Below are 10,866 nucleotides of genomic sequence, written 5' to 3' on the forward strand. Positions count from 1 at the left end.
GCAGGGCCTAGAGGATGCCCTCCTCGAGCGCGTGCCGGATCCACGGCACCAGCTCGTCGATCATCTCGTCCAGGGTGACCTTGGCCTCGAAGCCGAGCAGGTCGCGGGCCTTGTCGACCGACGGGATGCGCTTCTGCACGTCGTTCTCGAACGGCTCGTCGCTGACGTAGCGCAGCGGCTCGTCGGGACCCTTGATCTTGCGCCAGATGACGTCGGCCAGCTCGAGCACGGTCGTGTGCACCGGCGTGGAGATGTTGAAGTCCTGGTTGGTCGCCGCCTCGTTCTCGAGCGTCGCGACGATGCCGGCGGCCAGGTCGGAGCCGTGGGTGTAGCAGCGGACCTGCGAGCCGTCGCCGAGGATGTGCAGCGGGTCCTGACCCTTGAGCAGCTTCTGGATCAGGTCGGGCACCACGTGGCTGAGCGCCAGCTTGACGTTGCCGGACTCCTCCTCGACGTCGCCCAGCGCGCGCTGCTCACCGACCCCGACGGCGTTGAACGGGCGCACGATCGTGTAGGGCACCTTGTACTGCTGGTACGCCGCGCGTGCCCAGTACTCCACCGCCAGCTTCTGGAACCCGTAGCTCGACGGCGGCGGCGGGATGGTGAGCTCGTCACCCTCCACCGAGGGCCAGCGGTCGGTCGAGCCGTAGGCCATCGAGCTGGAGACGTAGGTGACCTTCTTCAGCGGCCCGCCGCTCTGGAAGACCTTGATCGCAGCGTCGCAGGAGGCGCCCATGATCGCCTCGTTGATCGCCATCAGGTCGTAGGCGTGCTTGTTGAAGTACGAGATGCCGCCGATCATCGCGGCCGCCGCGATGAAGTGGTCGCAGCCCTCGAGGAGCTTCTCGACCAGCAGCGGGTCGCGGGCGTCACCCTCGGTGAAGTGGTAGTTCGGGTGGTCGTCGTACGACCGCTTGATCGGGCCGTACTTGGAGTAGTTGTCGACGCCGACGACCGTCCAGCCCTGGTCCAGCAGCATCTCCACCAGGTAGCCGCCGATGAAGCCGGCGGATCCGGTCATGAGCACCTTGGGCATGCCATTCCTCTCAGGATCGCGTGGTTGACGCGAAGGCTAGATGCGAACGCCCTGGCCGAAGACGTTCCAGACGTCCGCGACGGGCTGGGTGACCTCGAGATTGCGGTACTCCGGGTGCGGCGTGGCCAGGATCAGCAGGTCGGCCCGGTCGAGCACCTCCTCGAGCGGGAGCAGCTCGGCGTCGGTGGTCACGTAGGGGTCGGTGGTGAGGACCTCGTGGGCCTTGAACCGCAGGATCCGCTTGAGCTTGTAGGACAGGCTCTCCCGGGTGTCGTCCGAGCCGCCCTTGAAGGACATGCCGAGGATGCCGACGGTCATCTTCGGGAGGTCGTAGCTGCGCTCGAGCCGGCTCACGACGTGAAGCGGGAGCCCCTCGTTGACGAGCATCGCAGCGTGGCCCAGCGCGAAGTTGTTGTTGTTGAAGGCACCGAGCTGCATGGTGTCCTTGAACAGGCAGGGACCGGCGGCGAAGCCGGGGCCGGGCATGTCCTTGGCGCGGTCGTAGTCCTGGGTGATCGCGTTGCGGATCTCCTCGAAGTCGAGGCCGCGGTCGTTGGCGATCATGTAGAACTGGTTGACCGTCGCGAACTTCACGTAGCGCCAGACGTTCGTGAACAGCTTGGCGAGCTCGGCCTCCTCGGGGCCGGTGTGCACGAGCTTGTCGGCGAGGGTGCCGAAGAGCTCTGCGGCGCGGACGCGTGCGGACTCGCTGCTGGCGCCGATGATCTGCGGCAGCGAGTAGAGCTCCTCCATGGCGTGGCCCTCGAGGATGCGCTCGGGGCAGAACGCGACGTCCACGTTCACGCCGGCGTCGGCGAACAGCCGCTCGACCATGTGGGTGACGCCGGGGTAGACCGTGCTGCGCAGCGCGACCAGCTGGCCGTCGCGGAAGTACTGGAAGCAGCCGGCGAGGGCGCGCGGCAGGGAGTTCGGGTCGGGGTTGAGGTGCTCGTCGACCGGCGTACCGATCACCACGACGACATTGGCGGCGCTGCCGACCGCAGCGGGGTCGGTGGTGGCGACGAGACGACCCGAGTCGACGGCGTCGCGCAGGACCTCCTCGGCGCCGGGCTCGGCGAAGGGCATCGTGCCGTCGTTGACGATCTTCACGGTGGCTTCGTTCAGGTCGTACGCCGCCACCTTGAGCCCCGCGCCCGCGAAAGCGATGGCCAGGGGGAGGCCGACGCGGCCGCAGCCGCCCACGACGACGACATCGCGCTCGAACCCAGTCTCAGTCATGGCGCATACCGTAGACCGTCGGTCGAACCATCGCTGTAGGGTTCACGCAATTTGGATGGGCCCGGCGGGCCCGCGCCTGGAGGAGTGAGCCTGTGCACGTTGTGTTCGATGCGTTCGCGGTGAAGCCAGGCAGCGCGGCCATCACTCTCGAGAACCTCATGCGGGGCTGGACGGAGCTCGAGCCGACGGACCGGCTCACCGTGCTGTGCGTGGACGAGCCGCCGTTCCAGCTGCCCGAAGGTGCGGACTTCCACGCCGTGACCTCACCCCGGGGAGGCAAGGCCGGTGACCTCTGGTTGCGCACCGTCGGCGTACGCCGGGAGGCACGCCGCCTCGGTGCCGAGGGACTCGTGTCCGGTGTGCCCGCGAGCGCGTTGATGGGCGCGCCGTGCCCGCGCGGGACGATCCTCTACGACCTGCGCCACGAGCTCAGGCCGCATCAGTTCTCGCGCTCGCGCCGGATCGCGCGGCGCTCGTCGTACGGCTGGACCTTCCGGACCACCGGCGGGATCTACTGCATCTCCCACCGCACGCGCGACGACCTGCTCCGCACGCGACCGCGGCTGGAGTCGAAGGCGGTCCTCGCACGCTACGGCGCCGACCACGTGGACCGGTGGCCGGCAGCCGAGAGCGCGCCGGCGCCGTACGCGCTCGCGTTCGGGCAGTTCGCCAACAAGAACGTCAATGCGGTGCTCGACGCGTGGGCCGTGTTCTGCCGTGAGGACGAGACGCTCACCCTGCGGCTGGTCGGGATGGGCCGGGCAGACCGTGCCGCGGCGACCGATCGGGTTGCGCGGCTGGGCATCGGGGAGCGGGTCGAGCTGATGCCGTGGCTCGACGACGACCAGTTCGTGCAGTGCTTCGCGGGAGCCTCGCTCGTGGTGTTCCCCTCCGACTTCGAGGGCTTCGGGCTGCCCGCGGTGGAGGCCCTGCGCCTGCGCATCCCGCTCGTGGTCTCCGACGACGTCGCCCTGGCCGAGGTCACCGGGGGCCACGCCGTCGTCGTCGAGGACGTCGAGCCCGACACGGTGGCGAAGGCGATGCGGGTCGCCCTGGAGCAGACCGACGCCGAGCTCGATGCGGGCCGGGAGTACACCGAGCAGTTCAAGTGGCGTCACATGGCGGCCGCGATCCGCGCGGACCTCGCCGCTCAGGCCGGGTCGAGGTAGTTCGCCGACTCGGCGACGCCGGTGCGCAGCCGGGCGAGCTCGGTGCGCACCATCTGCTCGACCTCCTGACGGATCGTCCTCGTCGGTGACCAGCCCAGCACGTCGGCCGCCTGCCGCGGATCGCCGCGGACGTTGTCGAAGTCGTGCGGCCTGCCCGCGTCGCCTGATGCGGTGACCGCGGCGTCAGGGGCGCCGGCGGCGTCCAGTGCCCACCGGCCGAGCTCCTCCAGGGTGTGCAGCGCTCCGGTTGCGATCACGAAGTCGCCGGCCGGCGACTCTGCGGCTGCGGCGAACGCCCTGACGAAGTCGGGCGCCGAACCCCAGTCGCGCCGGGTCGCCGGGTTGTGCAGCGCCACGCAGTCGCGCCGGCCGAGGCCGACCTCGGCCGCCTGCCGCGCGAGCGACGGGATCGCGAACCGCACCGGGTGCAGCGCGCTCGTGTGCCCGAACAGCACCAGGTTGGTCGCGTGCAGCCCCTCGGCCCGGGCCGCCCGGACCGCGTCGTGGGCTCGGGCCTTGGCCTCGCCGTAGGGGCTCACGGGCTGGATCGTCGTGCGCTCGTCCACGAGCCGCGCCGGATCCGCCGGGCCGAAGATCTCCGAGCTGGAGGCGTGCACGAACACGGGTGCGCGGTCGCCGTGATCGCGCAGCACGTCGAGCATCCGGACGACGGCGTCACCGTCGACGTCGGCGACCTCCTCTGCCGCCTGCCAGCTGGCCCCCACCGACGTCATCGCGGCGAGGTTGTGCACGACGTCCGGGCTCACCTCGTCGAGGATCTTCGCGAACGAGTCCTGGTCGCGCACGTCGAGCGCGGCCAGCTCCACGCCCTGCAGGTAGCAGCCCCGGTCACCGCCGGAGCCGTCCCGGCTGGTGCCGACGACCCGGTCGCCCTGCCTGACCAGCAGCCGGCTGAGCCAGACGCCGTCCTGTCCCGTCACGCCGGTGACGAGGTGGGTGCGCCTCACGAGTCGAGCAGACGGCGCATCTGCTCGATGTCCGCGTCGACCATGATCCGGGCGAGCTCCCCGGCCTTCGTGCGCGCCTCCCAGCCCAGCAGCTCCCGCGCCTTGCTCGCGTCGCCGATGAGTGCGTCGACCTCGGTGGGTCGCTCGTACTGCTTGTCGTAGCGCACGTGGTCCTCCCAGTGCAGACCGGCGTGGGCGAACGCCGCCTCGCAGAACTCGCGCACCGTGTGCCCCTCACCCGTGGCGAGCACGCAGTCGGTGGGCTCGTCCTGCTGGAGCATCCGCCACATGCCCTCGACGTACTCGGGGGCGTAGCCCCAGTCGCGCACGGCGTCGAGGTTGCCGAGGTCGAGGTGGTCGGTCACGCCGTGCTTGATCGCGGCCACGCCGAGGGTGATCTTGCGGGTCACGAAGCTCTCGCCGCGACGGGGTGACTCGTGGTTGAACAGGATGCCGGACACGGCGTACAGGTCGTAGGCCTCGCGGTAGTTCACCGTCACCCAGTGCGAGTAGAGCTTCGCGGCGGCGTACGGGGAGCGCGGGTAGAAGACCGTCGACTCGTCCTGGGGCGGCGGAGTCCGGCCGTACATCTCCGAGGTGGAGGCCTGGTAGAAGCGGCAGTCGATCCCGGCAGCGCGGATCGCCTCGAGCAGGCGGAGCGTGCCGCTCGCGTCGGTGGACGCGGTGTACTCCGGCATCTCGAAGGACACCTTCACGTGGCTCTGCGCACCGAGGTTGTAGACCTCGTGCGGCTCGATCGCGTAGATGAGGTTGACCAGGCTGACGCCGTCGGTCAGGTCGCCGTAGTGCAGCTTCAGCTGCGGGTTCTGGTGCAGGTGGTCGATCCGGCCGCGGTTCAGGGTCGACGCGCGACGCACCAGGCCGTGGACCTCGTACCCCTTCTCCAGGAGGAGCTCGGCCAGGTAGGAGCCGTCCTGGCCGGTGATCCCGGTGATCAGAGCCCGCTTCATGACGCGGACTCTAGGCCACCGGTGACCAGCGTGACTCCTGAGCCGTCCGTTCGTTCATCTGAGCGGGGAGTCGCGAAGGGCGGCGCCTCGCATCTTCCTGGGGAAAGGCTCGGACGTGAGCAACGTGGACGTACTCGTCGCAGGTGGCGGCGGCTTCATCGGGGGACACCTGGTCGGCGACCTGCTGGCGCAGGGGCTCTCCGTGCGCTCGGTCGACATCAAGCCCACCTCGGAGTGGTACCAGGTCCACCACGACGCCGAGAACGCGCAGGCCGACCTCTCGCTGCTGGAGAACGCGCTCGAGCACACCGACGGCGCCCGACAGGTCTACATGCTGGCCGCCGACATGGGCGGCATGGGTTTCATCGAGAACAACAAGGCCCTCTGCATGCTCACCGTGCTGACCAGCACCCACATGCTGCAGGCCGCGCAGAAGGCCGGCGTGGAGCGCTACTTCTACTCCTCCTCGGCCTGCGTGTACGCCGCGGACAAGCAGACCGACACCCACATCACCGCCCTCAAGGAGTCCGACGCCTACCCGGCGATGCCCGAGGACGGCTACGGCTGGGAGAAGCTCTTCACCGAGCGCATGTGCCGCCACTTCCTCGAGGACTTCGGCCTGACCACCCGGGTCGCCCGCTACCACAACGTCTACGGCCCGAACGGCACCTGGACCGGCGGTCGCGAGAAGGCGCCGGCGGCCGTCTGCCGCAAGATCGCCACCGCGGTGATCACCGGCAAGCACGAGATCGACATCTGGGGCGACGGCGAGCAGACCCGCTCCTTCATGTACATCGACGACTGCGTCAAGGGCTCGCAGCTGATCATGCACGGCGACAGCCCGGAGCCGGTCAACCTCGGCAGCGACGAGCTGGTCAGCATCAACCAGCTCTACTCGATCGTCGAGGAGATCGCGGGCATCAAGTGCACCCGCAACTACCAGCTCGACGCCCCGCAGGGCGTGCGTGGTCGCAACAGCGACAACACCCAGATCCTCGACACCTACGGTTGGGCGCCGTCGACGTCCCTGGCCGACGGGATGGCGAAGACCTACGCGTGGGTGTACGACGAGGTCAAGCGCTCGCTCGGCTGATCGCCGGCCGACCGAGTCCACGCCCATGCGGATCCTGCTGCACGACTACAGCGGCCACCCGTTCCAGGTGGAGCTGAGCCGTGAGCTGTCGCGGCGCGGCCACGACGTCACGCACTCCTACTGCGACGCCTACACCTCGGGCAAGGGACACCTGCGGACGGAGCCGGGCGAGACCCTGCGGTTCGAGCCGATCGGCGTCGGGGTGGTCATCGCGAAGATGAGCTTCGGCAAGCGCCTGGTCCAGGAGCTGCGCTTCGGCGTCGAGCTGGCCCGCCAGGCCCGGCGTACGCGCCCTGACGTGGTGATGGCCTCCAACGTGCCGATCCCGACGCTGGTGATCCTCGCTGCCGTGCTGCGGCTCAGCGGCATCCCATGGGTGCTGTGGCACCAGGACGTGCAGGCCGTGGCGATCCGGTCGTTCGCCGGCAAGAAGCTCTCCCGTGCCTTCACCGTCGTCGCGACCCTCATCGGTGCGGGGGAGAAGTGGTGTGCCCGGCGCGCTGCCGCGGTGGTGGTGATCGCGGACTCGTTCGTCGACGTCCACCGGCGCTGGGGCACCGCGGGCAAGACCACCGTGATCCCGAACTGGGCGCCGCTGGAGGAGATCCGGCCGGTCACCCGCACCAACGCCTGGTCGCACGAGCACGGGCTCGACGAGACCAGGACACTGCTCTACTCCGGCACGCTCGGCCTCAAGCACAACCCGGGGCTCCTGGTCGGGCTCGCGCGCCAGGTGATCGACGCCGGCCAGCCGGTGCGGCTGGTCGTGGTCAACCAGGGCCCGGCGGAGGAGGTGCTCCGCGAGGAGGCGGCGCGCCTCGACGTACCGCTGCTGCTGCTGCCGTTCCAGCCCTACGAGCGGCTCTCCGAGGTGCTCGGCAGCGGTGACGTGCTCGTGGTCCTGCTCGAGCAGGACGCCGGCGCGTTCTCGGTGCCGTCGAAGACGCTGAGCTACCTGTGTGCCGGCCGTCCCGTGCTCGGCCTCATGCCGGCCGAGAACCTCGCCGCCACGCTGGTCGCGAGCGTTGACGGCTGCGTCCTGCCCCCGAACGAGACCTCGCTGCCCGAGGCCGCGGACTGGGTACGCCGCGTGCTCACCGACGACGAGCACGCCGCCACGCTCGGCAAGGCCGCGCGGGCGCTGGCCGAGGAGGAGTTCGCACTGGCCCGCTGCGCGGACTCCTTCGAGCAGATCCTCACGACCAGCGGCGGCGTCGAAACGCTCGCCCTCACGCGGTGAATCTCATATCGCGGACGGTCGTCTCAACATTCGGTATAGCGGTTTCCGTCCGCGTTGCACCGACCCCTAACCTCTTCACATGAGCTCGACCTGGCTGACCAAGCGGCGCGCGGTGGATCACTGCCGCGTGCGCTCGTCGCTGTGTCGAATGTCCTGACCGGACGTCAGTCGCCGCTCCTGCGGCCTCTCTGATCGCACGTCGTCGTCGACGCGTGTCCTGACGTCCCGAGCGCCCACCTCCCGCCGAGTCAGGAAGCATCGTCATGACCACTGCCCGTTCCCAGATCGATCCCCGCGGTCCGCGGTTCACCGCCGCGGTGACGCTGGCCGTCTTCGCCGTCGTCCTGCTCGCCGCTCCGGCGCCGCTCGGCATCGCGCTCCTCGCCGTGCAGACGGTGTTCTTCGCGATCGGCGCGGGCCGCGGCGTGCAGCACACCCCGACGGCGTACGTCTTCAGGAAGCTGATCCGTCCCCGCCTCGCCGCGCCGGACCACCTCGAGGACCCGGAGCCGCCGCGGTTCGCCCAGAGCGTGGGCCTGGTCTTCGCCGCGGTCGCGCTGGTCGGCTACCTCGCCGACCTGACCCTGCTGGGCCAGGTGGCCGCAGGGTTCGCGCTCGCGGCGGCCCTGCTCAACGCAGTCTTCGGCTTCTGCCTGGGCTGCGAGATGTACCTGCTGATCGGCCGCCTCCGGGCGGCCACCACCCACCGGAACCTCACCATCACCACCGAATCACACAAGGAAGAAGTGACCGCATGAGCCGCGAAACCGCTCTCGTCTCCGCCGACTGGGTCGAGGAGCACCTCGACGACCCGAAGGTCGTCCTGATCGAGGTCGACGAGGACACCACGTCGTACGCCAAGGGCCACATCCGTGGCGCGATCAAGCTCGACTGGACCACCGACCTGCAGGACCAGGTGCGCCGCGACTTCGTCAACAAGGAGCAGTTCGAGGCTCTCTTGTCCGACCGTGGCGTGTCCAACGACCACACCGTCGTGCTGTACGGCGGCAACAACAACTGGTTCGCCGCCTACGCGTACTGGTACTTCAAGCTGTACGGCCACCAGGACGTCAAGCTGCTCGACGGCGGCCGCAAGAAGTGGGAGCTGGACAGCCGCGAGCTGACCGACGCCCTGCCGACCCGCGAGAAGACCAGCTACACGGCGCAGGAGCAGGACCACTCGATCCGCGCCTTCCGTGACGAGGTCGTCGCGGCCATCGGCGCGCAGAACCTGGTCGACGTGCGCAGCCCCGACGAGTACGCCGGCCGGCTGCTCGCCCCGGCCCACCTGCCCCAGGAGCAGGCGCAGCGCGCCGGGCACATCCCGACCGCCGCGAACGTGCCGTGGAGCAAGGCGGCCAACGACGACGGCACCTTCAAGTCCGACGACGAGCTCAAGCAGATCTACACCGAGGCAGGCGTCGACTGGAGCAAGGACACCATCGCCTACTGCCGGATCGGCGAGCGGTCGAGCCACACCTGGTTCGTGCTCAAGGAGCTGCTCGGCGAGGAGAACGTCAAGAACTACGACGGCTCCTGGACGGAGTACGGCTCGCTGGTCGGCGTGCCCGTGGCGCTGGGCGACGAGGCGGGCGAGGCCTGATGTGCGGCGCGACTGAAGGCGGGCTGTCCCTCGACGGGATCGACGTCGCCAAGGAAGCCATCATCCAGGGCCAGGTGGTCAAGGGCGGCGAGCCGGTCGGCAACGCCTACGTCCGGCTGCTCGACCGTACCGGCGAGTTCACCGCCGAGGTGCCCACCTCGGCGACCGGCCACTTCCGTTTCTTCGCCGGCCCGGGGGAGTGGACCCTGCGCACCCTGGCGCCGAAGAGTGACCCCGTGGACAAGACGGTCACCGCTGCGACCGGTGTCGTGGCGGAGGTCGCGGTCGCCCTCTGACCGCGGCTCGAACCCTGTGCCTCGCCCTCGCACCCTGCGGTGCGAGGGCGAGGCCGTTCGTGCCCAGGTCGTGAGCTACGCTCAGCCGCGTCATGCCGGGCCCTGAGTTCCCCGACGCTCCTCCGCCGGAAGTGCCTGAGGAGTTCGCTGCCGCCTACCGCGACGCCTACCAGCGCGCCCTGGAGACCGGGCACGTCGACGACGCCGGCTCCGCGCTCGGGGTGGTCGCTCCCGAGGTTCCGGTCGAGCACACGCAGGTCATCCCGGAGCCGTCGGACGGCGTCGTCGCGGCGACCAGCGGACCGCTCGACCGCTGGCGCGCGTCGCGGTGGTTCCTCGTCTCGGTGGTGACCGCGGCGGCCGCAGTGCTGGTGGCCGCGGCGTACGCGGTGGGCACGACGGTCTCCCACGGCGACGACCACGGCACGTCCGGAGTGGCCGTGCCGCAGTCCAGCCGCACCACCGGCCCGGCCCGCTCCGGCTCGCCGTCCAAGGTCACGCCGACCCACAGGTCGACCGCCCACGTGCCGAACGCCTGGGACGGCCCGGTCCGGCCCGTGAGCGTCGACGCGATCGCTGCGGACTGCACGGCTCCTCCGGGCACCGACTCGGCCGGCAACAAGGTCACCTACGTGCCGGAGAACGCCACCGACGGCCGAGCCCAGACGGCGTGGCGCTGCGACGGCGCGGCGACCGGCCAGAAGCTCACGCTGCGGCTCTCCGGCGCGACCGACATCGCCGAGGTGGGGCTCGTGCCCGGCTACGCGAAGACCGACCCGGCGAGCGGCACCGACCGGTACGCCGAGAACAACCGGATCACCAAGGTGCGCTGGACCCTCGCCGACGGCGTCACCGTCGTGCAGCGACTGGACCCGGACCCGTCGTCGCGGGCGATGCAGGTCCTGCGCGTGCCGCGCACCACCACCGACACGGTCACCCTGCAGATCCTCGCGGTCGCCCACGGCCCGCGCGACACCACGGCGATCAGCGAGATCAGCCTCGCCGAGGCTGCGTCCTAGGGCCTGCGGCCGGCGCCGCCCGTCGGCCTGGCCGGCTCTCGGGCCGGTAGGTGTGCCCGGGCACGCCACTGGCCCGGCGCGTGCGCCGGGTGCGGGGCGGGGTGGCTACTGGTCGGGCGGCTCGACCGGTGGCGGGCTCAGGTCGGTGGTGCCGGTTCGGTCGCGCAGCCAGGCATGTCCGTGGGGACTGTGCCAGAGGTACTCGCCGGGGGTGAGCATCGTGTAGGTCCAG

General features: G+C 70.1%; 11 protein-coding genes. 7 read left to right on the forward strand and 4 right to left on the reverse strand.

Features of this window, described 5'->3' with window-relative positions; all coding sequences use genetic code 11:
* Window positions 1-7 precede the first annotated feature (7 nt).
* The gene (locus tag EFL26_RS10130) at window positions 8-1,036 is read right to left on the reverse strand and encodes an NAD-dependent epimerase/dehydratase family protein (protein WP_123222781.1); all 1,029 of its coding nucleotides are present in this window, start codon (window positions 1,034-1,036) and stop codon (window positions 8-10) included.
* A gap of 36 nt (window positions 1,037-1,072) precedes the next feature.
* Window positions 1,073-2,275 (reverse strand): nucleotide sugar dehydrogenase, encoded by a 1,203-nt coding sequence (locus EFL26_RS10135; protein ID WP_123222782.1) that lies wholly within the window; start codon window positions 2,273-2,275, stop codon window positions 1,073-1,075.
* A 92-nt stretch (window positions 2,276-2,367) separates the two neighbouring features.
* Here EFL26_RS10135 and EFL26_RS10140 point away from each other — a divergent pair, with 92 nt between their 5' ends.
* Window positions 2,368-3,444, forward strand: coding sequence for a glycosyltransferase (locus EFL26_RS10140; RefSeq protein ID WP_148046677.1), 1,077 nt, complete (start codon window positions 2,368-2,370; stop codon window positions 3,442-3,444).
* Here EFL26_RS10140 and EFL26_RS10145 read toward each other — a convergent pair.
* Both EFL26_RS10145 and gmd read right to left on the reverse strand, forming a co-directional pair.
* Window positions 3,426-4,412 carry a GDP-mannose 4,6-dehydratase gene (locus tag EFL26_RS10145; RefSeq protein WP_183408132.1) on the reverse strand — a complete coding sequence of 329 codons (987 nt, stop codon included), beginning with the start codon at window positions 4,410-4,412 and terminating at the stop codon, window positions 3,426-3,428. The genes EFL26_RS10140 and EFL26_RS10145 overlap by 19 nt on opposite strands.
* Window positions 4,409-5,383 (reverse strand): GDP-mannose 4,6-dehydratase, encoded by a 975-nt coding sequence (gene gmd / locus EFL26_RS10150; protein ID WP_123222785.1) that lies wholly within the window; start codon window positions 5,381-5,383, stop codon window positions 4,409-4,411. Before gmd ends, EFL26_RS10145 begins: the two co-directional genes overlap by 4 nt.
* A 115-nt stretch (window positions 5,384-5,498) precedes the next feature.
* On the opposite strand from gmd, the gene EFL26_RS10155 reads away from it, so the two are divergent.
* The 6 genes from EFL26_RS10155 to EFL26_RS10180 all read left to right on the forward strand — a co-directional run bounded on the left by EFL26_RS10155 (window position 5,499) and on the right by EFL26_RS10180 (window position 10,634).
* Complete coding sequence (locus EFL26_RS10155; protein ID WP_246000130.1) at window positions 5,499-6,476, forward strand: NAD-dependent epimerase/dehydratase family protein; 978 nt, start codon at window positions 5,499-5,501, stop codon at window positions 6,474-6,476.
* 25 nt (window positions 6,477-6,501) lie between these two features.
* Window positions 6,502-7,716: a glycosyltransferase family 4 protein gene (locus EFL26_RS10160; protein ID WP_123222786.1), complete on the forward strand. Its 1,215-nt coding sequence runs from the start codon at window positions 6,502-6,504 to the stop codon at window positions 7,714-7,716.
* A gap of 263 nt (window positions 7,717-7,979) precedes the next feature.
* Complete coding sequence (locus EFL26_RS10165) at window positions 7,980-8,474, forward strand: DUF4395 domain-containing protein (RefSeq protein WP_123222787.1); 495 nt, start codon at window positions 7,980-7,982, stop codon at window positions 8,472-8,474.
* Complete coding sequence (locus EFL26_RS10170; protein WP_123222788.1) at window positions 8,471-9,319, forward strand: sulfurtransferase; 849 nt, start codon at window positions 8,471-8,473, stop codon at window positions 9,317-9,319. The genes EFL26_RS10165 and EFL26_RS10170 overlap by 4 nt, the downstream gene beginning before the upstream one ends.
* Window positions 9,319-9,615: a DUF1416 domain-containing protein gene (locus EFL26_RS10175; protein ID WP_123222789.1), complete on the forward strand. Its 297-nt coding sequence runs from the start codon at window positions 9,319-9,321 to the stop codon at window positions 9,613-9,615. Before EFL26_RS10170 ends, EFL26_RS10175 begins: the two co-directional genes overlap by 1 nt.
* Window positions 9,616-9,707: 92 nt before the next feature.
* Window positions 9,708-10,634 (forward strand): NADase-type glycan-binding domain-containing protein, encoded by a 927-nt coding sequence (locus tag EFL26_RS10180; protein WP_148046678.1) that lies wholly within the window; start codon window positions 9,708-9,710, stop codon window positions 10,632-10,634.
* Window positions 10,635-10,866 lie beyond the last annotated feature (232 nt).

Origin of the sequence: Nocardioides pocheonensis (assembly GCF_003725535.1) — a bacterium.
Classification (GTDB): domain Bacteria; phylum Actinomycetota; class Actinomycetes; order Propionibacteriales; family Nocardioidaceae; genus Marmoricola; species Marmoricola pocheonensis.